Source organism: Streptomyces sp. JNUCC 63 (assembly GCF_054366325.1).
The window spans coordinates 2,081,062-2,107,920 of the sequence record NZ_CM135963.1 but is presented as its reverse complement, the minus strand read 5'-3'; the positions used below and the strand labels follow the sequence as shown (position 1 = coordinate 2,107,920).

Annotated in this window: 20 protein-coding genes; 15 read left to right on the top strand and 5 right to left on the bottom strand. The window is 71.9% G+C overall.

The features are described 5' to 3' along the window. Positions 1-146: 146 nt before the first annotated feature. The 6 genes from miaA to hflX all read left to right on the top strand — a co-directional run bounded on the left by miaA (position 147) and on the right by hflX (position 8,433). Positions 147-1,085, top strand: a complete 939-nt coding sequence (gene miaA, locus ACX25U_RS09485; protein ID WP_454390536.1) for a tRNA (adenosine(37)-N6)-dimethylallyltransferase MiaA — start codon at positions 147-149, stop codon at positions 1,083-1,085. A gap of 108 nt (positions 1,086-1,193) precedes the next feature. Next, positions 1,194-1,691, top strand: a complete 498-nt coding sequence (locus ACX25U_RS09480) for a hypothetical protein (RefSeq protein WP_454394176.1) — start codon at positions 1,194-1,196, stop codon at positions 1,689-1,691. 70 nt (positions 1,692-1,761) lie between these two features. Continuing rightward, positions 1,762-2,631 carry a diaminopimelate epimerase gene (dapF, locus tag ACX25U_RS09475; RefSeq protein ID WP_454390534.1) on the top strand — a complete coding sequence of 290 codons (870 nt, stop codon included), beginning with the start codon at positions 1,762-1,764 and terminating at the stop codon, positions 2,629-2,631. A 299-nt stretch (positions 2,632-2,930) separates the two neighbouring features. Beyond that, positions 2,931-5,135 (top strand): RelA/SpoT family protein, encoded by a 2,205-nt coding sequence (locus ACX25U_RS09470; protein WP_454390532.1) that lies wholly within the window; start codon positions 2,931-2,933, stop codon positions 5,133-5,135. Between the two features lie 138 nt (positions 5,136-5,273). Then, complete coding sequence (locus tag ACX25U_RS09465; RefSeq protein ID WP_454390530.1) at positions 5,274-6,752, top strand: M1 family metallopeptidase; 1,479 nt, start codon at positions 5,274-5,276, stop codon at positions 6,750-6,752. A gap of 169 nt (positions 6,753-6,921) precedes the next feature. Continuing rightward, a complete protein-coding gene (gene hflX, locus ACX25U_RS09460; RefSeq protein WP_454390528.1) occupies positions 6,922-8,433 on the top strand; it encodes a GTPase HflX in 1,512 nt (503 codons plus the stop codon). A gap of 67 nt (positions 8,434-8,500) precedes the next feature. Here hflX and ACX25U_RS09455 read toward each other — a convergent pair whose 3' ends face one another. The 3 genes from ACX25U_RS09455 to ACX25U_RS09445 all read right to left on the bottom strand — a co-directional run bounded on the left by ACX25U_RS09455 (position 8,501) and on the right by ACX25U_RS09445 (position 11,946). After that, the gene (locus ACX25U_RS09455; protein WP_454390526.1) at positions 8,501-9,718 is read right to left on the bottom strand and encodes a trypsin-like serine peptidase; all 1,218 of its coding nucleotides are present in this window, start codon (positions 9,716-9,718) and stop codon (positions 8,501-8,503) included. A 79-nt stretch (positions 9,719-9,797) separates the two neighbouring features. Further along, positions 9,798-11,036 carry a trypsin-like serine peptidase gene (locus tag ACX25U_RS09450; protein ID WP_454390524.1) on the bottom strand — a complete coding sequence of 413 codons (1,239 nt, stop codon included), beginning with the start codon at positions 11,034-11,036 and terminating at the stop codon, positions 9,798-9,800. Positions 11,037-11,253: 217 nt separating this feature from the next. Next, on the bottom strand, positions 11,254-11,946 hold the full coding sequence (locus ACX25U_RS09445) for a DUF4232 domain-containing protein (protein ID WP_458633808.1): 693 nt from the start codon (positions 11,944-11,946) through the stop codon (positions 11,254-11,256). Positions 11,947-12,274: 328 nt separating this feature from the next. Between ACX25U_RS09445 and ACX25U_RS09440 the strand changes: the two genes are divergently transcribed. The 4 genes from ACX25U_RS09440 (at position 12,275) to ACX25U_RS09425 (ending at position 18,742) form a co-directional block, all read left to right on the top strand. Further along, the gene (locus tag ACX25U_RS09440; protein ID WP_454390522.1) at positions 12,275-13,852 is read left to right on the top strand and encodes a diaminobutyrate--2-oxoglutarate transaminase family protein; all 1,578 of its coding nucleotides are present in this window, start codon (positions 12,275-12,277) and stop codon (positions 13,850-13,852) included. 183 nt (positions 13,853-14,035) lie between these two features. Next, on the top strand, positions 14,036-15,889 hold the full coding sequence (locus tag ACX25U_RS09435; RefSeq protein ID WP_454390520.1) for an IucA/IucC family protein: 1,854 nt from the start codon (positions 14,036-14,038) through the stop codon (positions 15,887-15,889). Positions 15,890-15,942: 53 nt separating this feature from the next. Then, the gene (locus ACX25U_RS09430; RefSeq protein ID WP_454390518.1) at positions 15,943-16,683 is read left to right on the top strand and encodes a GNAT family N-acetyltransferase; all 741 of its coding nucleotides are present in this window, start codon (positions 15,943-15,945) and stop codon (positions 16,681-16,683) included. Between the two features lie 82 nt (positions 16,684-16,765). Further along, a complete protein-coding gene (locus tag ACX25U_RS09425) occupies positions 16,766-18,742 on the top strand; it encodes an ATP-dependent DNA helicase (RefSeq protein WP_454390516.1) in 1,977 nt (658 codons plus the stop codon). A gap of 145 nt (positions 18,743-18,887) precedes the next feature. On the opposite strand, the gene lexA is transcribed toward ACX25U_RS09425, so the two are convergent. Then, on the bottom strand, positions 18,888-19,667 hold the full coding sequence (lexA, locus tag ACX25U_RS09420) for a transcriptional repressor LexA (RefSeq protein ID WP_454390514.1): 780 nt from the start codon (positions 19,665-19,667) through the stop codon (positions 18,888-18,890). Positions 19,668-20,228: 561 nt separating this feature from the next. Here lexA and nrdR point away from each other — a divergent pair. Both nrdR and ACX25U_RS09410 read left to right on the top strand, forming a co-directional pair. Continuing rightward, positions 20,229-20,783 carry a transcriptional regulator NrdR gene (nrdR, locus tag ACX25U_RS09415; protein ID WP_454390512.1) on the top strand — a complete coding sequence of 185 codons (555 nt, stop codon included), beginning with the start codon at positions 20,229-20,231 and terminating at the stop codon, positions 20,781-20,783. Positions 20,784-20,942: 159 nt separating this feature from the next. After that, positions 20,943-23,825 carry a vitamin B12-dependent ribonucleotide reductase gene (locus ACX25U_RS09410; protein ID WP_454390510.1) on the top strand — a complete coding sequence of 961 codons (2,883 nt, stop codon included), beginning with the start codon at positions 20,943-20,945 and terminating at the stop codon, positions 23,823-23,825. Between the two features lie 63 nt (positions 23,826-23,888). On the opposite strand, the gene ACX25U_RS09405 is transcribed toward ACX25U_RS09410, so the two are convergent. After that, a complete protein-coding gene (locus tag ACX25U_RS09405; protein WP_454390508.1) occupies positions 23,889-24,464 on the bottom strand; it encodes a TerD family protein in 576 nt (191 codons plus the stop codon). A 114-nt stretch (positions 24,465-24,578) separates the two neighbouring features. Between ACX25U_RS09405 and ACX25U_RS09400 the strand changes: the two genes are divergently transcribed. The 3 genes from ACX25U_RS09400 to ACX25U_RS09390 all read left to right on the top strand — a co-directional run bounded on the left by ACX25U_RS09400 (position 24,579) and on the right by ACX25U_RS09390 (position 26,827). Further along, complete coding sequence (locus ACX25U_RS09400) at positions 24,579-25,184, top strand: YdbC family protein (protein WP_454390506.1); 606 nt, start codon at positions 24,579-24,581, stop codon at positions 25,182-25,184. Positions 25,185-25,246: 62 nt separating this feature from the next. Further along, the gene (locus ACX25U_RS09395) at positions 25,247-25,915 is read left to right on the top strand and encodes a histidine phosphatase family protein (RefSeq protein ID WP_454390504.1); all 669 of its coding nucleotides are present in this window, start codon (positions 25,247-25,249) and stop codon (positions 25,913-25,915) included. A 3-nt stretch (positions 25,916-25,918) separates the two neighbouring features. Further along, on the top strand, positions 25,919-26,827 hold the full coding sequence (locus ACX25U_RS09390; protein WP_454390502.1) for an ADP-ribosylglycohydrolase family protein: 909 nt from the start codon (positions 25,919-25,921) through the stop codon (positions 26,825-26,827). Positions 26,828-26,859: the final 32 nt, after the last annotated feature.

Genomic DNA, 26,859 nt, shown 5'->3' with positions numbered 1-26,859 from the left:
GTCCTCCTCCGCCGCCTTCTACCCGCTGAGGAGCCGCGCAAAAACGCACATATCCACTCCATGCGTCACCAATGGGCAACGACCTTGCCCACGCGCCGTCATGCAACTCGTTCGAGGCCCCGCAAGAGGTTTGCGAGACTGTTGCGGTGAGCAGCGCACTCCCCACTCCCCGCGTCATCGCCGTCGTCGGCCCCACCGCGGCCGGAAAGTCCGATCTGGGCGTCTTTCTGGCCCAGCGCCTCGGTGGCGAGGTCATCAACGCCGACTCCATGCAGCTCTACCGAGGGATGGACATCGGCACCGCGAAGCTGACGCCCGAGGAGCGCGGTGGCGTACCGCACCACCTCCTCGACATCTGGGACGTGACGGTCACGGCCTCCGTCGCCGAGTACCAGCGGCTCGCCCGGGAGCGGATCGACGCGTTGCTCGCCGAGGGACGCTGGCCGATCCTGGTCGGCGGCTCCGGCCTGTACGTCCGCGGGGCCGTGGACAACCTGGAGTTCCCGGGTACCGACCCCGAGGTGCGGGCCCGGCTGGAGGACGAGCTCACGCTGCGCGGCTCCGGCGCGCTGCACGCCCGCCTCGCCGCCGCCGATCCCGAGGCCGCGCGGGCCATCCTGCCCAGCAACGGCCGCCGTATCGTCCGGGCCCTGGAGGTGATCGAGATCACCGGCCGGCCCTTCACGGCCAACCTCCCCGGTCACGACGCTGTCTACGACACCGTTCAGATCGGCGTCGACGTGGCCCGTCCCGAGCTCGACGAGCGCATCGCGCGCCGGGTCGACCGCATGTGGGAGGCGGGGCTCGTGGACGAGGTGCGCGCACTGGAGGCGCAGGGCCTGCGCGAGGGGCGTACGGCATCGCGTGCGCTCGGTTACCAGCAGGTGCTCGCGGCGCTCGCGGCAGAGTGCACGCTGGAAGAGGCGCGCGCGGAGACCGTACGCGCCACGAAACGCTTCGCGCGCCGCCAGGACTCCTGGTTCCGGCGCGACCCGCGCGTGCACTGGCTGAGCGGAGCCGCGGCGGACCTCGGGGAACTTCCGCACCTGGCGCTGACGTTGGTCGAACGACCGGTTACAGCCTGATCACGTCATGGCATCGGGACGCTCCGGCCGTCATCCTGGCCTCCCGCGCCGTGCCATCATCAAGCTCCGATCGACCGAATGAAGTCCTAGTTGGGAGGGCGCGTGGCGATGGAGGCCGGCCCTCGCGACACCGCACAAGGCATGGACCGCATCACCGTGGACCGCGGCGGCGCGGAACCGGACGAGGGCTCCCTGAGCCCCGACGGGCCCGACGAGACGCAGGGCGGAGTGACCGCGGACGGCCCGGAGCCCGAGGAGATGTTCACCGGGCCCGAGGTCGAGGTCGAGCTGCGCCCGCAGCGGCGGCTGCGCATCTGGCAGCTGGCTCCCATCGTGGGCCTGGCCGCCGTCGGCTCCCTCATGTTCGCCTTCCCGCTGGCCTTCGACGGCGACAGCGGCGCCGTGATCGCCATGCTGGGGCTGCTGATCTGCTTCTGCTCGGCCGGCTGGGGCATGATGGCCGCCCGCCGCGTCGGCTACACCTGGCCGGGCCTGCCGCCGCGGGACTCGGGCCGCCGCCTCGACTGGCGGGTGATCGGCGCGTACGTCCTCCTCGTCGTCGTGGTCGTCGTCCTCGCCGTCTGGCGCGTCGCCCGGCTCCGCTAGGCACGCGCGGGAACGGCGGGCCGTCGGGCATGATCGGCGGGTTGTCGTAGGCACCCCGTACGATCGATGCATGAGCACGCGCATCGCCTTCCTCAAGGGGCACGGCACGGAGAACGACTTCGTGATCGTCCCCGACCCGGAGAACGCCGTCGACCTGTCCCCGGCCGCCGTCGCCGCCCTGTGCGACCGCCGTGCGGGCGTCGGCGGGGACGGCGTGCTGCACGTCGTGCGGTCGGCCGCGCACCCGGAGGCCCGGGAGATGGCGGCCGAGGCGGAGTGGTTCATGGACTACCGCAACGGCGACGGCTCGATCGCGGAGATGTGCGGCAACGGCGTACGGGTCTTCGCGCGCTACCTCCAGTACGCCGGACACGCCGCCGAGGGCGACCTCGCGATCGCCACGCGCGGGGGTGTGAAGACCGTGCACATCGCCAAGGACGGTGACATCACCGTCGGCATGGGCAGGGCGCGGCTCCCCGAGGGGGACGTCACTGTGAGTGCCGGCGAGCACAGCTGGCCCGCGCGCAACGTGAACATGGGCAACCCGCACGCGGTCGCCTTCGTCGACGACCTCGCCGACGCCGGCGACCTGCTCTCCCCGCCGCCCTTCAGTCCGGCCTCCGCCTACCCGGACGGGGTGAACGTCGAGTTCGTGGTCGACCGCGGCCCCCGCCACGTCGCCATGCGCGTGCACGAGCGCGGCTCCGGCGAGACCCGCTCGTGCGGCACGGGCGCGTGTGCCGTCGCCGTGGCGGCCGCCCGGCGCGACGGCGCCGACCCCGCGGTCACCGGGGCCCCGGCGACGTACACGGTGGACGTGCCCGGCGGGACGCTGGTGATCACCGAGCGGCCGGACGGCGAGATCGAGATGACCGGTCCCGCGGTGATCGTCGCCGAGGGCGAGATCGACGGCGAGTGGCTGGAAACCGCCGTCGGCTGACGGCGGGGCGGCTGCGTATCGCAGATCCGGCGGCCCACATCTCCGGTCATGCGTACGCCCGGAGGGGCTGACGGGCGGGGAATCCACGGCTGACCGCCTGTCGGGTGACCGAAAACCGTAAACCTTCCAGTCATCGCTCGAATGGGTGATCCGTTTCACGCTCACCGAGAGACGGCCGGTCGGGCCCGCCGGGCTCGGTAGCATCAAGCACCGGCCCGGACGGGGAATCCGTCGCCATCCCCTGAGCCGTGTACGCCCTGGGGCGCCCCGTCCGCCGGTCCACGCAGCCGGAGGTGCCCATGAGTGCGGATGCCACGAACCCTGCGGCCCCGGGCCCGGTGGCTCCCGCAGGGCCCCGTCGCAGGGCCCGCCCGCGGATCGACCTGCGCCGGCTCGGCCGTGCCGCCCTGCTCGGCCCGGCCGCCCGCGACCGGCTGCCCGACGCGATCGGCCACGTGGCCGAGGCCCACCGCGCGCACTTCCCCGACGCCGACCTCGAACCACTGCGCCGCGCCTACATCCTGGCCGAGTCCTCCCACCGGGGCCAGATGCGCAAGAGCGGCGAGCCGTACATCACGCACCCCCTCGCGGTGACCCTCATCCTCGCCGAACTCGGCGCCGAAACCACCACGTTGACGGCGTCACTGCTGCACGACACCGTCGAGGACACCGACGTGACGCTGGACCAGGTCGGCGAGCAGTTCGGCGCGGAGGTGCGCTACCTCGTCGACGGCGTCACGAAGCTGGAGAAGGTCGACTACGGCGCCGCCGCCGAGCCCGAGACCTTCCGCAAGATGCTCGTCGCCACGGGCAACGACGTCCGTGTGATGTCGATCAAACTCGCCGACCGGCTGCACAACATGCGCACCCTCGGCGTCATGCGCCCGGAGAAACAGGCACGCATCGCCAAGGTCACCCGGGACGTGCTCATCCCGCTCGCCGAACGGCTCGGCGTGCAGGCACTCAAGACCGAGCTGGAAGACCTCGTCTTCGCCGTCCTGCACCCCGAGGAGTACGCACACACACGCGTGCTGATCGCCGAGAACGCCGCACGCCCCGGCGACCCGCTCGCCGAGGTCGCCGAACAGGTCCGCGGAGTGCTGCGCGAGGCCGACCTCACCGCCGAAGTCCTCATCAGGCCACGGCACTTCGTCTCCGTGCACCGGGTCGCCCGCAAGCGCGGGCGGCTGCGCGGATGCGACTTCGGACGGCTGCTGGTGCTGGTGAACGAGGACGCCGACTGCTACGCGGTCCTCGGCGAGCTGCACACGTGCATGACGCCGGTCGTCTCGGAGTTCAAGGACTTCATCGCCGTACCCAAGTTCAACCTGTACCAGTCGCTGCACACGGCCGTCGCCCTCCCCCGGGTTCGAACGGACTCGCCCGGGGCGGCCCCCATGGACGGCCAGGTCGTCGAAGTCCTCATCCGCACCCACCAGATGCACAAGGTCGCCGAGGCCGGTGTCGTCGCGCTCGGCAACCCCTACGCTCCTCCCTCGGAGGAGCAGTCCGCGAGCGACGGCGAGCGCGCCGACCCCACCCGGCCCGGCTGGCTCTCCCGCCTCCTCGAGTGGCAGCAGGCGGCACCCGACCCCGACACCTTCTGGTCCACGCTGCGCGAGGACCTCGCCCAGGACCGCGAGATCACCGTCTTCCGGCCCGACGGGGGCACGCTGGGCCTGCCCGAGGGCGCCACGTGCGTGGACGCCGCGTACGCCCAGTACGGGGAGGACGCGCACGCGTGCATGGGCGCCCGTGTCAACGGCCGCCTGGCGACGCTGAGCACCGTCCTGAAGGACGGCGACACCGTCCAGCTGCTCATGGGCCAGGACCCGGCCTCCGAACCCTCCAGGGAGTGGCTGGACCACGCCCGCACCCCGGCCGCCCGCATCGCCATCCAACGCCGGTTGGCCACACAGCCGTCCCCCGTCGAGGAGGAGGACGGTACTGCCGCGCCGACTCCCGGGGTCCCGGCCTCGGGCACCGCGACGGACGCCGGTTCGGCCCCGGTCCGGGGCCCCGGCACGACCGCCGGGTCCGAGTCCCGCGGGGCGAGCGTCCTGGTCGTCGGGCAACCCCGCGCGAGCGCGCGGCTCGCGGGCTGTTGTACGCCCGTGCCGCCCGACGAGATCACCGGATTCGCCGTCCGCGGGGGAACGGTGACCGTGCACCGCGTGGAGTGCGCGGCGGTCGCGCGGATGAAGAGCGCGGAGCGCGCGGAGATCGGCGTGCGCTGGGGGGACACCACCGCGTGCCGGGTCACGCTGCTCGCCGAATCGTTCGGCCGCCCCCGGCTGCTGGCCGACCTCACCGAGGCGATCGCACTCGAGGGCGTCGAGGTCATCTCGGCGACGGTGTCCCCGCCGGCCCAGCAGCGCGTCCGCCACACGTACACCCTCCAACTCCCCGACGCCGCAGGTCTCCCGGCCCTGATGCGCGCGATGCGCAGCGTCCCGGGCGTCTACGACGTGAGCCGCACCCAGCCCCAGCCACCGGGCACCTGACCTCCCGTCCGGAACGCCGCACCGCGCGCCCCTCAACACCTCCCCCCACGGCCCTCGGTGTGGTCCGGAGGGACCCTTTCGAGTGGGTCGGGCGCGCGTCTGCGCCGTGCTGTGTGCGGGCGCTGATAGCGGTGGTGCATGCCGCTCAGCCTTGGACCCCGTGTCCCGCGTCGCCTGAAGGCGACCCTCCTCGCATCGGCCGTCTCCGTCTGCCTCGTCGCCGCGAGTGCCCCGCCCGCGCCACTGGGCGTCGGCGACCGGCTCTTCCCGTACCTGGGCAACCCGGGGTACGACGTGTCGTCGTACGACCTGTCCTTCACCTATCCCGGCGACAACAGCAAGCCGCTGCGCGCCGTCACCACGATCGACGCGTGGACGACCAAGAGGCTGGACCGCGTGAACCTCGACTTCGCGCACGGCAGGGTCGACTCCGTGGAGGTCGACGGCCGGCCGGCCGCGTTCACCACCGCCGGCGAGGATCTCGTGGTCACCCCGAAGAACCCGCTGCCGCGCAGCAGTTGGACGCGGATCACCGTACGCCACACCAGCGACCCCGTGGCCGGAAAGGACCACGACGGGGGCTGGGTGCGCACCGCGGACGGTCTCGCCATGGCCAACCAGGCCGACGCCGCGCACCTGGTGTTCCCGTGCAACGACCACCCGTCCGACAAGGCGATGTTCACCATCCACGTCACCGCGCCCGAGGGGTACACAGCCGTCGCCAACGGCCTGCCGGCCGGCGTCGCCCGGACCGGCGGTACGACCACGTGGTCGTACCGCACCCAGCACCCCATGGCCACCGAGCTGACGCAGGTCTCCATCGGCCGCTCCACCGTGCTGCACCGCACCGGCCCGCAGGGCCTGCCCGTGCGCGACGTCGTCCCCACCAAGGACCGCGAGGCGCTCGAGCCGTGGCTGGCCAGGACCCCCGGCCAGATCGCCTGGATGGAGAGCAAGGTCGGCCCGTACCCCTTCGAGACGTACGGTGTGCTCGTGGCCTCCGCCGCCACCGGCTTCCAACTCGAGACGCAGACCCTGTCCCTGTTCGAGAAGAAGCTGTTCACCGACGCCGCCTACCCCAAGTGGTACGTCGAGTCGATCATGGTGCACGAGCTGTCCCACCAGTGGTTCGGCGACAGCGTGAGCCCGCGCACCTGGTCCGACCTGTGGCTCAACGAGGGACACGCCACCTGGTACGAGGCCCTGTACGCCGAGGAGAAGGCGAACCAGCCGATGGAGGCCCGTATGAAGGCCGCCTACGGCGCCTCCGACCGCTGGCGCGAGGCCGGCGGGCCGCCCGCGCTGCCCAAGCCGCCGAAGCCCGGCCGGAAGATCGGCATCTTCCGGCCGAACGTCTACGACGGCGCCGCGCTCGTCCTGTACGCGCTGCGTCAGGAGATCGGCAAGCCGGCCTTCGAGCGCCTGGAGCGCACCTGGGCGCGCTCCCACCGGGACGGCGCCGCGACCACGGCCGACTTCCAGCGCCTGGCCTCGGACATCGCCGGACGCGATCTGAGCGGCTTCTTCAAGGCCTGGCTGTACGACGGGAGGACCCCGCCGATGCCCGGCCACCCCGACTGGAAGCCCGCGCCGCCGCCGAGGACGGCGAAGAAATGACCGGAGAAACGACCGGGAATGATCGGGAATGATCGGAGAAATAACGCCGTGACGGGGCGGCCCGTGCCGTGCGACCATCTTCGGGCCGGCACGGCACGGGACAGGGGAATCTTCCCGGGTACTCGTACGTTGTGACCGGTGACGGAATCTCCCACGACGTAAGGACCCAATGACCTCCTCTTCTTCCTCTTCCCAGACGTTTCAGGCGTCCCAGGCCGGCAAGCGCCTGGCGCGCACCTACCCCGAGGGCCTCCGGGCCGATGCCCTGATGGAAGAGGACGTCGCCTGGAGCCACGAGTCCGACGGAGAGCGGGACGGCGAGCAGTTCGACCGCTCCGAGCGCGCGGCCCTGCGCCGTGTCGCGGGCCTCTCCACCGAGCTCGAGGACGTCACCGAGGTCGAGTACCGGCAGCTCCGCCTGGAGCGGGTCGTACTCGTCGGCGTCTGGACCTCGGGGACCGCGCAGGACGCCGAGAACTCGCTCGCCGAGCTCGCCGCTCTCGCGGAGACCGCGGGCGCGGTCGTGCTCGACGGTGTGATCCAGCGCCGCGACAAGCCCGACGCGGCCACCTACATCGGCTCCGGCAAGGCCGACGAGCTGCGCGACATCGTCCTGGAGACGGCCGCGGACACCGTCATCTGCGACGGTGAGCTCAGCCCGGGCCAGCTGATCCACCTCGAGGACGTCGTCAAGGTCAAGGTCATCGACCGTACGGCCCTGATCCTCGACATCTTCGCCCAGCACGCCAAGTCCCGGGAGGGCAAGGCGCAGGTCGCGCTCGCGCAGATGCAGTACATGCTGCCGAGGCTGCGCGGCTGGGGTCAGTCGCTGTCCCGGCAGATGGGCGGCGGCAGCGGCGGCGGCCTCGCCACGCGTGGTCCCGGTGAGACCAAGATCGAGACGGACCGGCGGCGGATCCGCGAGAAGATGGCGAAGATGCGCCGGGAGATCGCGGAGATGAAGACCGGCCGCGAGGTCAAGCGCCAGGAGCGGCGCCGCAACAGGGTGCCCTCCGTCGCCATCGCCGGTTACACCAACGCCGGCAAGTCCTCCCTGCTCAACCGCCTCACCGGCGCGGGCGTCCTGGTCGAGAACGCGCTGTTCGCGACCCTGGACCCGACCGTGCGCCGGGCCGAGACCCCGAGCGGCCGGATCTACACGCTGGCCGACACCGTCGGTTTCGTCCGGCACCTGCCGCACCACCTGGTCGAGGCGTTCCGCTCCACGATGGAGGAGGTCGGCGACTCCGACCTGATCCTGCACGTGGTCGACGGCTCCCACCCCGTCCCGGAGGAGCAGCTGGCCGCCGTGCGCGAGGTGATCAAGGACGTCGGCGCCACCGACGTACCCGAGATCGTCGTGATCAACAAGGCGGACGCGGCGGACCCGCTGGTGCTCCAGCGGCTGCTGCGGATCGAGAAGCACTCGATCGCGGTCTCGGCCCGCACCGGGCGGGGCATCCCCGAGCTGCTGGCCCTGATCGACAGCGAGCTGCCCCGGCCGGCCGTCGAGATCGAGGCACTGGTGCCTTACACCCACGGCAAGCTGGTCGCCCGCGCCCACACCGAGGGCGAGGTGATCTCCGAGGAGCACACCGCGGAGGGCACCCTGCTCAAGGCCCGGGTGCACGAGGAGCTCGCGGCGGAACTGGCACCGTACGTGCCGGCTCCCGCGCTCTGATCCACAGCTCCACGAGCCGAGGGCCCGCCCCCTGCCGACAGGGGGCGGGCCCTCGGCGTTCACGGCGTCACCGGCCGCCGTACTTCCTGCTCATGTTCTGGTACAGCGCCTCGGCGTCCCGGCCCAGCTGCGGGCCGGCGAGCCAGCTGTGGTCGGCCGGGCCGATCGAGGTGTTGGACACCAGCTTGGTCCTGCCGTCCACCACGCGGAACCAGCCGCCGCCGGAGGAGCCGCCGGTCATGGTGCAGCCGATGCGGTACATCGTCGGCAGGGACGGGCCGAGCGACAGCCGACCCGGCCGGTCGACGCAGCGGAACATGTTCAGACCGTCGTACGGCGGCGCCGCCGGGTAGCCCCAGGCGCCCATCGAAGCGACCTGTGTCGCCGACGGGGCGGAGAAGTCCACGTCCAGCGCCGCCCCGACGGTCTCCTCCAGCGACTTCGAGCCGGACTCCGGCTTCACGTGCAGCACGGCGTAGTCGTACGCCGCTCCCGCGCCGCCCGTCTCCGAGCCGCCCTGGATCCACTGGTTCGAGGCGGACGCCCAGTCCGCCCACCAGGCGCCGTACGGGGCGACCTCGGTGGCGCTCGCGTGACCGAGCCGCGCCGCGGTCCTGCCGAGGTCGTTGTAGGCCGGGACGAACGCGATGTTGCGGTACCAGCCGCCGTTCCGGCCCGCGTGCACGCAGTGGCCGGCCGTCCACACCAGGTTGGACCTGCCCGGGCGGTTGACGTCCTTGACGACCGTGCCGGAGCAGACCATCGAGCCCTCGGGCGAGTCGAAGAAGACCTTGCCGACCACAGCGGCGTGCTTGTGGTACGGCGTCTTCTCCGCCTGCGCCCGGACAGGCCGCGGCGCCGGGTCGCTCAGGCCCTGGTCGGCGGCGGCGTCCTGGGTGGAGACCGTCTTGTCGGCCTCCTGGGCGGACTTCATCCGCTCGGGCTTCCACAGGCCCTTGATCACCGGGTTGACGAAGTCCTTGGCCTCACTGAGCCACTTGTCCTTGTCCCAGTTCTTCCAGCCGCCGCGCTGCCACTCGTCGACATCGATCCCGTGCTCCTTGAGCTTGTCCGCGATGTCGGCCGGTATACGGACCTTGCCGTCGCCGGTGCCGCTGTCGGCGGCCTGGGAGGCGGTGGCGCCGGGCCTGCCGCTCGCGTCGTCCTCGCCGGAGCCTTCGCAGGCGGTCGCCGTCAGGGCCAGGGCCGCGACGAGCCCGGTGGCGGCGAAGACGGTGCGCCGGCGTGCGCGCCGGGACGCGGCGGACGTACGTATGGGACGCATGGTGTGATACCCCCGTCGGTTGGTGTGGATGTCCTGTGCCGGGCCCGATGGTTCGGCGCCTCGGTGCGGGGCGGAGCGGTTACCGCCCGGCGAACTTCTCGCTGACCGCGTCGTACACGCCCTTGGCCGCCTCGCCCAGCCGCGGACCCGCCAGCCAGCCCGCCGTCACCGGGCCGATCGAGGTGTTGGAGACCAGGGCGGGCTTGCCGTCCGAGCCCGTCTCGACCCAGCCGCCGCCGGAGGAGCCGCCGGTCATGGTGCAGCCGATGCGGTACATCGTCGGGTCCGAGGCGTTCAGCGACAGCCGGCCCGGCTTGTCCTGGCACTGGTACAGCCGCTGGCCGTCGTACGGCGGCGCCGCCGGGTAGCCGGTCGCGGTGATGCTGTCCACCTTCGGCACGGCCGGGGCGTCGAAGTCGACGGGCAGCGCCGCGCCGACGGTCTCCTCCAGCGACTTGCCGCTGCCGCCCTTCTCGGGCGTGACGTGGATGACGGCGAAGTCGTACGAGGCACCCTGACCGCCGGTCGAGCCGCCCTGCTCGATCCACTGCTGGGAGGTCTGCGCCCAGTCGCCCCACCACACGCCGTACGGGGCGACCTCGTCCTTGGTGGCGTTCTGCAGCTGGGCGGCGCTTCCGCCCGCGTCGTTGTACGACGGCACGAAGGCGATGTTGCGGTACCAGCCGCCCTTCCTGCCGGCGTGCACGCAGTGGCCGGCCGTCCACACGAGGTTGGACCTGCCGGGGCGGGCCGGGTCCTGAACGACCGTCGCCGAGCAGACCATGCTGCCCTCGGGGGAGTCGAAGAACACCTTGCCCGCCGTCGCCGCGTTCGCGTGGTACGTCGGCGGGACCGCCCGCGCCTTCACCGGTGCCGGAGCCGGGTCGGTGACGCCCTGGTCGCCGGAGAGGTCGTTGTCGTCGACGCCCCTGTCCGGGTCCTCGGCCCGGCGCATGCGGTCCGGGTCCCACAGGTCCTTGATGATCGGGTTGATGAAGTCGCCCGCCTCGCGCAGCCAGTCGTCCTTGTTCCAGTCCTTCCAGGCGCCGTTCTTCCACTTGTCGATGTCGATCCCGTGCTCCTCGAGCTTCCGCCGGATGTCGTCCGGGATCTTGACCCTGCCGTCGCCGGTTCCGCCGTCGTCGCCGGGGGGCACGGAGACCGCGGGCCGACCGTCCGCCTTGGTGTCGCCCGAGTCGCAGCCGGTGGCGGTGAGCGCCAGCGCCGAGGCCAGAGCGACGGCGGTCAGCACGGGGGAGGTTGTGCGGCGGGCGCCTGCCCCTCGGCGAGCGGTGAAGGACGGGCGTATGGGTCGCATGCTCTGACTCCCCCTGAAATGAACGGACTTGACGCTTGCCGCCGTGCTCTCACGTTGATCCCGGGCCGAGTTCACATGTTTCTCACGGCGTGCCGGGACGGCATCACACACTATGCCGTCCCGGTCCGGGACCGCCGTCGGAACGGCAACGGTTCGGCTACAAGCCGTCTGACCTGGCCAATCGTCCAGAGATCTGCCGGTTTGACGATCGGAGCGGTCAGTTCGGCTTCGTCGCCGACGCCGGGGTGACCGTCACCTTGTCGTCGCACTCGGCGAAGAGCCCTTCTTCCAGGGCGACTTGGTGTGCCCCGGACCCCGGCAGCCCGACCACCAGGGACGGATAGGCGACGGGCTCCGCGCCGGACTCGCAGTAACCGTCGCCCTCGCCCTGGACCTGGACGAAGGTCAGCTTCACCCATGCCCTGCCGCCGGGCGCCACCCGCACCGGTGACGCGGTCCCCGTGCGCGTCACCGACAGCGGCTTGTTGCTCAGCGGGGAACCGTTGCCCGCTCCGGCCACCGACGGGTGGCCCAGCAGGACGCACGGCTGTCCGGAGACGTTGGTGAACTCGACAACCGCTGCCCCGACTCCGGTACCCGATGGACGATCAACGGCCTCGTACGCGGCCACCCTCAGACTGGACGCCGCACACGTCCTCACCGCGGCCCCCGAGGATCCGGAACCAGGGGAAGCGCTCGCCCCCGGCGCCGTCGGCGCACCTGCTCCGGGGGCTTTCGAGGTACCGGAGCCCGGCCCCTCGGGAGAGGAGATCGCGCCGCTCGGCGCCCCGGACGGCGCCCCGACCGCCCCCGCGCCGTCGTCACCGGGCCGGCACGCGGTCACCGACAGCGCGGCCGAGACCGCGACCACCGCCATCACGCCCCTGCGGATGCCGTTCCCGTACTGCATGACGCCCCCCGAAATCGGTCCTTGCGAGGGCCGGCCCTGCGCCGGCCCTCGCCGACGGAGACAGGGCTGCCCGGAGTCGGGGTTCCCCTGTGGGCCACCTGTGACAAGGCAGGGACAAGACCCGGGCCCGAGCACCGCGCGGTGTCACGGCAACGATCTTGAGCCTGACCGTAACCGTGCGGCCGGTCCGGGGTTGTAGCGGTGGGGGTCCTGCTGCCTGCGTCCGGGGCTCCTGTGCCGCGGGCGGCGACACGCCCCGACAGCGGGAGGCCGGCGCCTTGTTCCAGTGGGCCGCCGACACCTTGGGACAGCGGGAGGACAAGGAGCCGTGACCGTGACGGATTCTGCGCCTGGAGGCTGCGCATCCGCGGGGGCGCGCGCCTCGCACGAGGGGATTCTGCGGAGACAGTCGGCGCGCGAGTCGGCGGCGCGCACCTATGCGCGCGCCCTGCCGATCGTGCCGGTGCGGGCCCGCGGGCTCACCATCGAGGGCGCGGACGGCCGCCGCTACCTGGACTGCCTCTCGGGCGCCGGCTCCCTCGCCCTCGGACACAACCACCCCGTCGTCCTGGAGGCCATCCGCAAGGTCCTCGACTCGGGCGCGCCCCTGCACGCCCTCGACCTGGCCACACCGGTCAAGGACGCCTTCGTCACCGAGTTGTTCCGCACCCTGCCGTCCGAGCTCGCCGACCACGCGCGCGTGCAGTTCTGCGGCCCGGCCGGTACGGACGCGGTGGAGGCCGCCCTCAAGCTCGTCCGGGCCGCCACCGGCCGCAGGACCATCATGGCCTTCGCCGGCGCCTACCACGGGATGACCGCGGGAGCGCTCGACGCCTCGGGGCACGCCGCCGACGTACGGGTCGCGCGCCTGCCCTACCCGCAGGACTACCGCTGCCCCTTCGGCGTCGGCGGCGCCCGCGGTGCCGAACTCGCCGCCCGCTGGACCGAGTCCGTGCTGGACGACCCCAAGTCGGGAGTGCCGCTGCCCGCCGGGATGATCCTCGAACCCGTGCAGGGCGAGGGCGGGGTGATTCCCGCGCCCGACCACTGGATGCGGCGCATGCGGCAGCTCACCGCGGAACGGTCCGTCCCGCTGATCGCCGACGAGGTCCAGACGGGGGTCGGGCGCACGGGCACCTTCTGGGCGGTGGAACACAGCGGCGTGACACCGGATGTGATGGTGCTGTCCAAGGCCATCGGCGGCAGCCTGCCGCTGGCCGTCGTGGTCTACCGCGACGACCTCGACGTCTGGGGACCCGGAGCCCACGCGGGAACCTTCCGCGGCAACCAACTCGCCATGGCCGCGGGCACCGCCACCCTGGCCCACGTCCGCGAGAACCGGCTCGCCGAGCGCGCGGCGACCCTCGGCTCCCACATGCTGTCCCAACTCCGCGACCTGGCCCGTCACTTCCCCTGCATCGGAGAGGTACGCGGACGAGGCCTGATGATCGGCCTCGAACTGGTGAACCCGGAGGGGGAGCCAGGGTGGGACGGCGGCGGAAGGGCGGGGGTGGTGCCGGCGGAAGCCGGCGCGGTGATGCCGGGAGTTCCTCCGCGGCCGTACCCGCCGGAGCCGACAGAGCCCGCAATCCTCGGCCGGGGCGCCCCAGGACCGACGGCGGCCCGCTCCCACGGGCCTCGCCCCGCCGCCCCCGAACTCGCCGCCGCCGTACAACGCGAGTGCCTGCGGCGTGGCCTGATCGTCGAACTCGGTGGCCGTCACGCCAGTGTCGTACGGCTCCTCCCCCCGCTGACGATCACCGACGAGCAGACCGCCGCGGTGCTCGGCCGGCTGGCCGACGCGGTGGATGCGGCGGCCCGCGGCCACACCGGCCGAGGCGGTGGGGAACACGGCCCGCGCCGGGGGCAGCCGCGACCCACCGGGCTCGCGGAGGGGGCGGGGTAGCGCACGACCGCCCGCGACGAGCGAGGGAGTGCTCCGGAGGCGGGCGGCTTCATGGAACTGTCGGCGCGGCGCCCCCGTTCCCACCGGCCTGACCCGGTGCGAGTCGCCGAGCCGACGTATCGGCACATCGCCGCATCACCCCGCCGTACCCCGACGACCTGAACCACCCCACGAGGAGCCGTCTTGAACGCCACCCCCGCACCCCACGGCCTCTCCCAGCCCCACGACGCGGCCGAGACCGTCCCCCACCAGCCGAGAGGGGCATCGACCGCCCGGCGCCGGGAAGCTCCCCCGGACCCCCTGGAGCACCCCGACCCCCACACCGCCGCCCAGGCCGCGACCGTGGAGAACTTCCTGCGCTGCTGGGTGCGCGAGACCGGCGCGCCGGACCCCGGCAACGGCCCTCTCGTCATCCCTCTCCCGGCCAGCGGTACGGCCCTGCTCGTCCCGGTCCGCCACTGGTCCCCGACGGGCTGGCACCGCTTCGGCCTCCCGTACCTGGCCGGCGCCCCGCAGGACGCCGCGCCGGCCGACGCCGTCACGGTCGCCTCCCTGCTCGTCCGGGAAGCACCCACCGGCACGGGCGCCGACACCGTCGATCTCGTCGCCCGTGTCGCCGACTCCGTCCGCCGCACCACCCTCTTCCTCAGCGACCGCCGGCAACGTCCCGCGGACGGACCCGACCTCTTCCTCTCCGCGGAGCAGGCCCTCCTGCTCGGACACCCGCTGCATCCGGCCCCGAAGAGCCGCGAGGGCCTGTCGGAAGCCGAAGCCCACCCCTACTCACCCGAATTGCGAGGATCCTTCCCCTTGCACTGGGTGGCGGTGGCCCGCTCCGTACTCGCCACCGACTCCGCCTGGACCGAGCGCGGCCGGCCCGTCCCCGCCGAACGGCTCACGGCCCGGCTCGCCGGTGCGGGACTGCCCCTGCCCGACGGATACGCCGCCCTGCCGCTGCACCCGTGGCAGTCGCGGGAGGTACGGCACCGCGCGGGCACGGCGGCGCTGCTGGACGCGGGACTCCTCCGTGACCTGGGCCCCCACGGCCCTGCCTGGCACCCCACCTCCTCCGTGCGAACCGTCCACCGCACCGGCGCCCCCGCCATGCTCAAGCTGTCGCTCGGCCTGCGCATCACCAACTCCCGTCGTGAGAACCTCCGCAAGGAACTGCACCGCGGCGTCGAGGTCCACCGTCTGCTGCGCAGCGGCCTCGCCCGGCAGTGGCACGCGGCGCACCCCGGCTTCGACATCGTCCGCGACCCGGCCTGGCTGGCCGTCGACGACCAGGACGGAGCCCCGGTGCCCGGGCTGGACGTGATGATCCGGCACAACCCGTTCAGTCCGTCGGACGACGTCTCCTGCATCGCCTCACTCGTGGCACCCCGGCCGTACCCCCGGGCCGGCGCGGCCGTGGCCATGCGGTCCCGGCTGGCCAAGGCCGTCACACGCCTCGCCGCCCGCACCGGGCGCCCTCTGGGAACCGTCGCCGCCGAGTGGTTCCTGCGCTACCTCGAGCAGGTGGTCCGCCCCGTGCTGTGGCTGGACGGAGAAGCAGGAGTCGCCCTGGAGGCCCACCAGCAGAACACGCTCCTCCTGCTGGACACCGACGGCTGGCCCGCCGGCGGTCGCTACCGCGACAACCAGGGCTACTACTTCCGCGTCTCCCGGCACGCGGAACTCGACGCCCGGCTGCCCGGCATCGGCGGGCGCAGCGACACCTTCGTCCCCGACGACGTCACCGACGAACGCTTCGCCTACTACCTCGCCGTCAACAACGTCTTCGGCCTCATCGGCGCCTTCGGCTCCGGGCGGCTCGCCGACGAGCGGCTGCTGCTGGCCGCTTTCCGCCGCTTCCTCGGCGGTGCCGCCTCCGGGCCCGCACGCACGCGCTCCACCCTGCCGGCCCGGCTGCTCGACTCCCCGGTCCTGCGCTGCAAGGCCAACCTGCTGACCCGGCTGCACGGCCTCGACGAACTCGTCGGCCCGGTCGACACCCAGTCCGTCTACGTCACCATCGCCAACCCCCTGCACCTGTGACCCGCACACCGATCCCCGTCTCCCGCAGACCCGTCTTCCGAGAGGAGCGCGCCATGCCTCCCACCGACGCCGGCGCCGCCACAGGACACGCCCCCACCACCGCTGCCGGTCCCCATCCGGCCAAGGCGGGCACCGACGGCGAGGACACGCTCGACCTGCGGCTGCCCGACGACTTCGGCACGCTCTTCGCGGAGGCCACCGGAACCGGCACCGCCGCCAGGGCCGGCCTTCTCGGCGGCGTCGGAGACTGGGGCCCCACCGCCACACCCGTCGGTGCCTTCCAGCTGATCCCGGTCCGGGTCGAGCGGGATCTGCCGGTGGTCAGCCGTTGGATGAACGACCCCGCCGTCGCGGAGTTCTGGCAGCTGGCGGGAGAGCAGAGCGTGACCGAGGCCCATCTGCTCGCGCAACTCGACGGTGACGGACGCAGCGTCCCCTGCATCGGCCTGCTGGAGGGCAGGCCGATGAGCTACTGGGAGATCTACCGGGCCGATCTCGATCCACTGGCCCGCCACTACCCGGCCCGGCCGCACGACACCGGTGTCCACCTCCTGATCGGCAGTGCCGCCGACCGTGGGCGAGGGCTCGGCAGGGCCCTGCTCAGAGCCGTGGCCGACCTGGTGCTCGACCGGCGCCCCACCTGTGCCCGCGTCGTGGCGGAACCCGACCTTCGCAACACGCCCTCCGTGGCCGCCTTCCTGAGCGCCGGCTTCCGGTTCGCCGCCGAGGTCGACCTGCCCGCCAAGCGGGCCGCCCTCATGATCCGGGACCGGTCCCTGCGTGACGTGCTGTGACAGCGAACCGAGACGTACCGAGCCCCCGGGTTCCCGCCTTGACCGCCCGTCTGTCAGTGTCGAGCCGTAGGGTGGTCGCGCTATGACGAAGCCCTCCCTCCCCGAACTCCTGCATGCCGCCGTCACAGCCGTCGGCGGTACGGAGCGCCCCGGCCAGGTGACCATGGCCCAAGCCGTCGCGGACGCGATCGACGACGGCTCGCACCTACTGGTCCAGGCCGGCACCGGCACCGGAAAGTCCCTCGGCTACCTCGTGCCCGCGCTCGCCCACGGGGAGAGAGTGGTGGTGGCCACCGCCACCCTCGCCCTGCAGCGCCAGCTCGTGGAGCGCGACCTGCCGCGCACGGTCGACGCCCTGCATCCGCTGCTGCGCCGCCGCCCGGAGTTCGCGATGCTCAAGGGCCGGTCGAACTATCTGTGCCTGCACCGCCTGCACGAGGGCATGCCGCAGGACGAGGAGGAGGGGCTCTTCGACCAGTTCGAGGCGGCCGCGCCCACCAGCAAGCTGGGCCAGGACCTGCTGCGGCTGCGCGACTGGGCCGACGAGACCGAGTCCGGCGACCGCGACGACCTCACACCCGGAGTGTCCGACCGGGCCTGGGCGCAGGTGTCGGTCTCGTCCCGGGAGTGCCTGGGCGCCTCGAAGTGCGCCTACGGCGCCGAGTGCTTCGCCGAGATGGCCCGTGAACGCGCCAAGCTCTCCGAGATCGTCGTCACCAACCACGCACTGCTCGCGATCGACGCCATCGAGGGCGCACCGGTCCTCCCGCAGCACGAGGTGCTCATCGTCGACGAGGCCCACGAGCTGGTCTCCCGGGTGACGGGCGTCGCCACCGGCGAGCTCACACCGGGTCAGGTCAACCGTGCGGTGCGCCGCGCCGCGAAGCTGGTCGACGAGAAGGCCGCCGACCAGTTGCAGACCGCCGCCGAGGGCTTCGAGCGGCTGATGGAACTCGCCCTGCCCGGCCGGCTGGAGGAGGTTCCCGAGGACCTCGGCTACGCGCTGCTGGCGCTGCGGGACGCCTCCCGCAACGTCATCTCGGCGCTCGGCGCGACCCGTGACAAGTCCGTCCAGGACGAGGACGCCGTCCGCAAACAGGCGCTGGCCTCCGTGGAGAACGTGCACGACGTGGCCGAGCGCATCAGCAACGGCTCCGAGTGGGACGTCGTCTGGTACGAGCGCCACGACCGCTTCGGCGCCTCCCTGCGCGTCGCCCCCATGTCCGTGTCGGGCCTGTTGCGCGAGAAGCTCTTCGCGGACCGGTCCGTCGTCCTGGCCTCCGCGACCCTCAAGCTCGGCGGCGACTTCAACGGGGTCGGCGCCTCCCTCGGCCTGGCCCCGGAGGGCACGGAGGGCGACGACGTACCGCAGTGGAAGGGCATCGACGTCGGCTCGCCGTTCGACTACCGCAAGCAGGGCATCCTGTACGTCGCCAAGCACCTGGCGCGCCCGGCGCGGGACGGCGACCGAGGGGACATGCTGGACGAGTTGACGGAGCTCATCCAGGCGGCGGGCGGGCGCACGCTCGGCCTGTTCTCCTCCATGAGGGCCGCCCAGCTCGCCGCGGAGGAGCTGCGCACCAGGATCCCCGAGTTCCCGATCCTGCTCCAGGGCGAGGAGACGCTGGGCGAGCTGATCAAGAACTTCGCGGCGGACCCGCGGACCTGTCTGTTCGGCACGCTGTCCCTCTGGCAGGGCGTCGACGTCCCCGGGCCCGGCTGCCAGCTCGTCGTCATGGACAAGATCCCGTTCCCGCGCCCGGACGATCCGCTGATGAGCGCGCGCCAGAAGGCCGTCGAGGACGCCGGCGGCAACGGGTTCATGGCGGTGGCCGCCACCCACGCGGCGCTCCTGATGGCCCAGGGCGCCGGGCGTCTCGTACGGGCCTCGGAGGACCGCGGCGTGGTCGCCGTACTGGACCCGCGCCTGGCGACGGCCCGGTACGGCGGCTATCTGAAGGCGTCGCTGCCCGGCTTCTGGTACACCACGGACCGCAACCAGGTGCGCAAGTCGCTGGCCGCCATCGACGCGGCGGCCAGGCAGGCCGAGGGCGAGTGACCGCGGGATGGCCCGACCCGGCGCCGGGTCGGGCCATCCCGCCATCAAAAGCGCGGCCGCACAGCACAGGGCCCCGGAACCGGCGCAGGGGTCCCGGGGCCCGATCAAGGGGCGGGTGGGCGTGGCCCGCCCGCCGGGGTGGTTGTCACACGCGCCGCAGCACCGCGACCACCTTGCCGAGGATGGTCGCGTCGTCGCCCGGGATCGGCTCGTACGCCGCGTTGTGCGGGAGGAGCCAGACGTGGCCGTCCTCGCGCTTGAAGCGCTTGACGGTGGCCTCGCCGTCGATCATCGCGGCCACGATGTCGCCGTTCTCGGCGACCTGCTGGCGGCGGACGGTGACCCAGTCGCCGTCGCAGATCGCGGCCTCGATCATCGAGTCACCGACGACCTTCAGGACGAACAGCTCGCCGTCGCCGACCAGCTGCCGGGGGAGGGGGAAGACGTCCTCGACGGACTCCTCGGCGAGGATCGGCCCACCGGCAGCGATCCGGCCGACCAGCGGGACGTACGACGCGGCCGGCTTGCCCACCGTGTCCGTCGGCTGCAGCGTGGCGGCCTGGTCCGAGCCGCGGACCTCGTAAGCGCGCGGGCGGTGTGGGTCACGGCGCAGGAAGCCCTTGCGCTCGAGTGCCATCAGCTGGTGCGCGACCGAGGAGGTGCTGGAGAGGCCGACGGCCTGCCCGATCTCCCGCATGGACGGCGGGTATCCGCGCCGCTGCACGGAGTCCCTGATGACCTCGATCACCCGGCGCTGCCGGTCGGTGAGGCCCGAGCTGTCCGCCCGGATGCCTGGAGGTCGGCCCGGCAGGGAGCGCTTGGGTCCCTCGGGATTCGTGGCTTCGTTCATCGCATGCACCGGCTCGAGTCGGCCCTGGGAGCGGTCCTGGGCAGTGATGGTGGCACTGTCTGCGGTGGTGGTCACGTCGGCCCCTCTCGATGGTCTCCCTCCGGCACAACGGTAGTTGCTTTCGAAAGGTTGCGCCAAACACACGTTCGAGTGAAAAAACGCGGAGTATCTGACTTGATCATGTGCCGGGGTGTATGGCCTTGTGGCACCGGGCGGACGGAAGGGCTGGTTGCTGTACTCTTCACCGCCGGAGCGGCGACCTCGTGGGTCGCCGCCCCAGTCTGCCATCCGGCGTCCCGTCGACCGGGCGCCGGCGTCCATCTGCCCGGCAGTCCCGCGCGTCCTCCGTGCGGCGCCCACGGTATCTCCGCAAGTGCTCCGGCGGTACGGCTGTGCACCGGCGTGTTTTCCGTGGTGATGCGGGCAGACGGCTCATGGCCGCGTCCGCGCGACACGCGTGAATCCCTGTGTTCGAAGAGCCAATCCCCACATCTAGTGGTTGGATGGCTACAGCAGCCCACAGGTTGTGTTCCCCCGGTCTTCGGCCTGCCGATCATGGCCTATGCTTGGGGCTGCTTCGCGGGGCCCCTGAGGCCGGCGAGGCTGTTGAGTCTGCTGTGAGGAGGGTTGGAGTCCATGCACTGTCCCTTCTGCAGGCACCCCGACAGCCGTGTGGTCGACAGCCGTACGACGGACGACGGCACGTCCATCCGCAGGCGCCGCCAGTGCCCTGACTGCTCCCGTCGGTTCACGACCGTGGAGACGTGCTCGCTCATGGTGGTCAAGCGGTCCGGAGTCACCGAGCCGTTCAGCCGTACCAAGGTCATCAACGGTGTGCGCAAGGCATGCCAGGGACGGCCTGTCACCGAGGACGCACTCGCCCAGCTCGGCCAGCGGGTCGAGGAGGCGGTGCGCGCCAGCGGAAGCGCCGAGGTGGCCGCCCACGAGGTGGGGCTCGCCATACTCGGCCCCTTGCGGGAACTCGACCTCGTCGCCTATCTGCGGTTCGCGTCCGTCTACCGGGCGTTCGACTCGCTCGAGGACTTCGAGGCCGCCATCGCGGAACTCAGGGAAGGGGCGGAGCGCCCCGCCGCACAGGACGGCGACGGCTCGGGCGCGGGGAGCCAGGAAGACGACCGCGGGCGCGGAGGGACGGCTGAGGTCCCGGCGCCCGCGAGCGCCGCCGGCTGATCGGCGGCCGGCCCGGACGGCACGTCCGGACCCGGCTCAGCGGCGGTGAGCAAGACCGGTTGCGGGCGGCAGCGAGGGTGCCCGCGACGCCAGACAGAACACCGTGCTCCGGAACAACAGGGGCACTTCAGGGCGTTTTCGCCTGTACAGGGAGGCGGCATGACAGAGACGGCGAGCGGTCCGGCACGAGGTTCCCGAGCCAAGGGCGCCAAGGCCGGCAAGGGGCTGCGTATCGAGCGCATCCACACCACCCCCGGCGTACACCCGTACGACGAGGTGGCCTGGGAGCGCCGTGACGTCGTCATGACCAACTGGCGCGACGGCTCGGTCAACTTCGAGCAGCGCGGCGTCGAGTTCCCCGACTTCTGGTCGGTGAACGCGGTCAACATCGTCACCAGCAAGTACTTCCGCGGTGCCGTCGGCACCCCGCAGCGCGAGACCAGCCTCAAGCAGCTGATCGACCGCATCGTGAAGACGTATCGGAAGGCCGGCGAGGACAACAAGTACTTCGCCTCGCCCGCCGACGCCGAGATCTTCGAGCACGAGCTCGCCCACGCCCTCCTGCACCAGATCTTCAGCTTCAACAGCCCCGTCTGGTTCAACGTCGGCACCAAGCAGCCCCAGCAGGTCTCCGCCTGCTTCATCCTGTCCGTCGACGACTCCATGGAGTCGATCCTCGACTGGTACAAGGAAGAGGGCATGATCTTCAAGGGCGGCTCCGGCGCCGGCCTGAACCTCTCCCGGATCCGCTCCTCCAAGGAGCTGCTCTCCTCCGGCGGCAACGCCTCCGGGCCCGTCTCCTTCATGCGCGGCGCCGACGCCTCCGCCGGCACCATCAAGTCCGGTGGTGCCACCCGCCGCGCGGCCAAGATGGTCATCCTCGACGTCGACCACCCCGACATCGAGGACTTCATCGAGACCAAGGTCAAGGAGGAGGAGAAGATCCGCGCCCTGCGCGACGCGGGCTTCGACATGGACCTCGGCGGCGAGGACATCACCTCCGTCCAGTACCAGAACGCCAACAACTCGGTCCGTGTGAACGACGAGTTCATGAAGGCGGTCGAGCAGGGCGGCACCTTCGGCCTGCGCGCGCGGATGACCGGCGAGGTCATCGAGCAGGTCGACGCCAAGGACCTGTTCCGCAAGATGGCCCAGGCCGCCTGGGCCTGCGCCGACCCGGGCATCCAGTACGACGACACGATCAACCACTGGCACACCTGCCCGGAGTCCGGCCGCATCAACGGCTCGAACCCCTGCAGCGAGTACATGCACCTGGACAACACGTCCTGCAACCTCGCCTCGCTGAACCTGATGAAGTTCCTCAAGGACGACGGCAAGGGCAACCAGTCCTTCGACGTCGAGCGCTTCGCCCAGGTCGTCGAGCTGGTCATCACCGCGATGGACATCTCCATCTGCTTCGCGGACTTCCCGACCCAGAAGATCGGCGAGAACACGCGCGCGTACCGCCAGCTCGGCATCGGCTACGCCAACCTCGGCGCCCTGCTGATGGCGACCGGCCACGCCTACGACTCCGACGGCGGCCGTGCCCTCGCCGGCGCCATCACCTCCCTGATGACCGGCACCGCCTACAAGCGTTCCGCCGAACTCGCCGCGGTCGTCGGCCCGTACGACGGCTACGCCCGCAACGCCCAGCCGCACCTGCGGGTGATGAGGCAGCACGCCGACGTCAACGCCACGGCCGTCCGCATGGACGACCTGGACACCCCGGTGTGGGCCGCCGCCACCGAGGCCTGGCAGGACGTGCTGCGCCTCGGCGAGAAGAACGGGTTCCGCAACTCGCAGGCGTCCGTCCTCGCGCCGACCGGCACCATCGGCCTGGCCATGTCCTGCGACACCACGGGTGTCGAGCCCGACCTCGCGCTGGTCAAGTTCAAGAAGCTGGTCGGCGGCGGCTCGATGCAGATCGTCAACGGCACCGTCCCGCAGGCCCTGCGCCGCCTGGGCTACCAGGAGGAGCAGATCGAGGCGATCGTCGCCCACATCGCCGAGCACGGCAACGTGATCGACGCCCCCGGCCTCAAGCACGAGCACTACGAGGTGTTCGACTGCGCCATGGGCGAGCGCGCCATCTCCCCGATGGGCCACGTCCGCATGATGGCCGCGATCCAGCCGTGGATCTCCGGTGCCATCTCCAAGACGGTCAACATGCCGGAGTCGGCCACCGTCGAAGAGGTCGAGGAGATCTACTTCGAGGCGTGGAAGCTGGGCGTCAAGGCGCTCGCCATCTACCGCGACAACTGCAAGGTCGGCCAGCCGCTCTCCGCCAAGAAGAAGGACTCCGCCAAGGAGAAGGCCGAGGAGGCCGCCGCGGTCGAGCCCAAGGCCGAGAAGGTCGTCGAGTACCGCCCGGTCCGCAAGCGCCTGCCCAAGGGTCGGCCCGGCATCACCACCTCCTTCACCGTCGGCGGCGCCGAGGGCTACATGACCGCCAACTCCTACCCGGACGACGGTCTCGGCGAGGTCTTCCTGAAGATGTCCAAGCAGGGCTCGACCCTCGCGGGCATGATGGACGCCTTCTCGATCGCCGTGTCGGTGGGCCTGCAGTACGGCGTGCCGCTGGAGACGTACGTCTCGAAGTTCACGAACATGCGCTTCGAGCCGGCCGGCATGACCGACGACCCGGACGTGCGGATGGCACAGTCGATCGTCGACTACATCTTCCGCCGCCTGGCGCTGGACTTCCTGCCCTTCGAGACGCGCTCCGCACTCGGCATCCACTCCGCCGAGGAGCGCCAGCGCCACCTCGAGACCGGCTCCTACGAGCCGATCGACGACGAGCTCGACGTCGAGGGCCTGGCCCAGTCGGCGCCGCTGCAGACCGACCTGAAGGCGGTCGCCGAGCCGAAGGCCGAGGCGGCCAAGCCCGCCCCGAAGCAGGCGCACACCAGTGCGGAGCTGGTGGAGATGCAGCTGGGCATCCAGGCCGACGCCCCGCTGTGCTTCTCCTGCGGTACGAAGATGCAGCGGGCCGGGTCCTGCTACATCTGCGAGGGCTGCGGCTCGACGAGCGGCTGCAGCTGAATCCGGAACACATCTTGAAGCCAGGGGCGCCGGCCATGGACCGGCGCCCCTGGCCCGTACCGGCTACGACAGGTGCGCGCGGCCCATCGCGCGCGTGAAGGTGTCCGGGTCGTCGTCGAAGCCGCGCAGGCCGGGGCGGAAGTCCCAGGCCCCGGAGGCGTCCCGTGAGAACTCCGCGACGGTGGCCGCCGTCGCGCCGGGCACACCGGCGAAGTCGTCCTCGGCGAGGACGGCGTAGCCCTCACGGACGCGCAGTCCCGGCCTGAGCACGTCGGCGAAGGTACGGCGTGCGGGACGCTGCTGGATGACGACGCCGACCACCACGCGCGCGTACCGGTCGTCGAGCCGGTCGAGTTCCAGCGTCATGACCTCGTCCCACCCGAAGCCCATGCCGTCCCTGCTGTCCCGGTCGAGGTGGATGGTGCCGTCGGGGGAGCGGCTGCCGAAATGGACCACATACGCCGGATCGCCGTACGGATCGCCCGTCCTGTAGGCCGCGGCGACGACATCCAGGTCGGTGGGCGGCTGCCCCGCCGGACTCGGGTCCCACTTGAGGGCGACCTCTGCCTTGCGGATCCCCTTGCTGAGCCCGCTCACGGAACTCCCCCTTCCCCTGACCCGTGCGCCCTCCTGCCCCAACTCTCCGTCCGCGGGCGCTCGTTGTCCATCGTGCCACGCGCGCGGGGACGCTTGCGCGGGCGCTGTCCCCACGAGCGTGACCGACGCCACGCTCCTGGGCCTTACCATGGCGCGGTGCTGGTCAAGTGGATTCGCTGCACCGTGGTGGACCGCCGGGGCTTCGAGCGGGGGCAGCGGAAGTGGGCGGGGCTTCTGGGGGAGCCGGGGTTTCGGGGGCAGGGCGGTGGGTGGAGCCGGGGACGGCCGGAAGTGGCACACGTCTTCGCCTTCTGGGAGAGCCGTGCCTTCTACGACTCCTTCATGGCCCGCTCCCACGACCGGCTGGCGGCGGCCCAGGCCGGTACGTTCAAGGACGCCCAGGTCCGGCTGTTCGACCACCGGTTCGACGTGAAGACGGGCTTCGAACCGCGCTTCGCGGACGCCGACCTGCTGCGCGTCGCCCTCTGCCGGGTGCACGAGGAGCGCGCCGAGCACTTCACGCTGATGCAGGAGAAGGTCTGGAACCCGGCGATGGCCGGCTCGCCCGGCATGGTCCGCGGCCTGTTCGGCGAGGCCCCGGGCAACGAGTTCCTGGTGCTGTCGATGTGGCAGTCCTCCGCCGAGCACGGCAAGTACCGCACCGAGCGCGTGGAGCGCCTGGTGCTGCGCGCCCAGACGGAGGCCGACGTCGCGGCGCTCACGGGCGACATCGTGGAGCTCGAGAGCACGTGGACGGTGTGACCTGTGCCGTATGAGGCCACCTGGACTCCTCGATCGGCCGTCACTCGATCTAGGGTCTTGGCATGGCACGACCACGGCGCATCATCCTTGTCCGGCACGGCGAGTCAACGGGCAATGTTGATGACTTCGTGTACGAGCGCGTGCCCGACCACGCGCTCCCGCTGACCGAGCGGGGCCGGCGGCAGGCCGAGGAGACGGGCAAGGCGCTGCGGGAGCTGTTCGGACGGGAACGCGTGAGCGTGTACGTCTCCCCCTACCGCCGCACCCACGAGACCCTCCGCGCCTTCCGGCTGGACCCCGGCCTCATACGGGTGCGCGAAGAGCCGCGGCTGCGCGAGCAGGACTGGGGCAACTGGCAGGACCGCGACGACGTACGCCTGCAGAAGGCCTACCGGGACACCTACGGACACTTCTTCTACCGCTTCGCCCAGGGTGAGTCCGGAGCCGACGTCTACGACCGGGTCGGCAACTTCCTGGAGAGCCTGTTCCGCAGCTTCGAGGCACCCGACCACCCGCCCAACGTGCTCCTGGTGACCCACGGGCTGGCGATGCGGCTGTTCTGCATGCGCTGGTTCCACTGGACCGTCGCGGAGTTCGAGTCGCTGTCGAATCCGGGGAACGCCGAGGTGCGGATGCTCGTTCTCGGGGACGACGGCAAGTACACGCTGGACCGCCCGTTCGACCGCTGGCGGAGACCGGAACCGTACGGGACCACCGGATGGAGCGACTGATCGATGACCCCTGACCCCTCACCCGGCGGGCGCCTGGAGCGCGCCCTGGCCAGCGTGCGCGGACTCGCGGTGGGGGACGCGCTGGGCTCGCAGTTCTTCGTGCCGGTGAACCACCCGCTGCTCAGGCGCCGCGAGCTGCCGTCCGGCCCGTGGCAGTGGACGGACGACACGGAGATGGCCTGCTCGGTGGTGGCCGTGCTGGCCGCCCACCGGCGCATCGACCAGGACGCGCTGGCCCAGTCGTTCGCCCGTCACCACGACTTCGACCGGGGCTACGGCCCGGCGGTCAGCCGTCTGCTGCGCCTGGTCCGGGAGGGCGGCGACTGGCGAGAGCCGGCCGCCGCGCTCTTCGACGGGCAGGGATCGTGGGGCAACGGCGCCGCGATGCGCATAGCCCCGCTGGGCGCCTGGTACGCGGACGACCCGGAGCAGGCCACCCACCAGGCCGAGATCTCGGCCTACCCCACCCATCAGCACCGCGAGGCCGTCGTGGGGGCCATGGCCGTCGCCGCGGCCGCCGCGCTGGCCGCCGCACCCGGCGGCCGGCCGAGCCCGGAGGCACTGCTCGACGGCGTCATCGCCCTCGTCCCGGCCAGGAGTGCCGTCGGTGCCGGTCTGCGGCGCGCCCGCGACATGCTCGACTACGACGACGCGGCCACCGTCGCCGCGGTCCTGGGCTGCGGACGGCGTACGACCGCCCATGACACGGTGCCCTTCGCGCTCTGGTCGGCCGCCCGGCGCCTGGGGGACTTCGAGGACGCGTTCTGGACGACGGCGCGGGCCGGTGGCGACGTCGACACCACCTGCGCCATAGTGGGCGGGGTGCTCGCCGCGGGGAAGGCGGGGACTCCGCCGGCCGAGTGGGGCGAGCGCACCGAGGCGCTGCCGGACTGGGTGCCGACATCGCTGTGACGGGCCGAGACGCTTGCACGACCAGGGTGTCG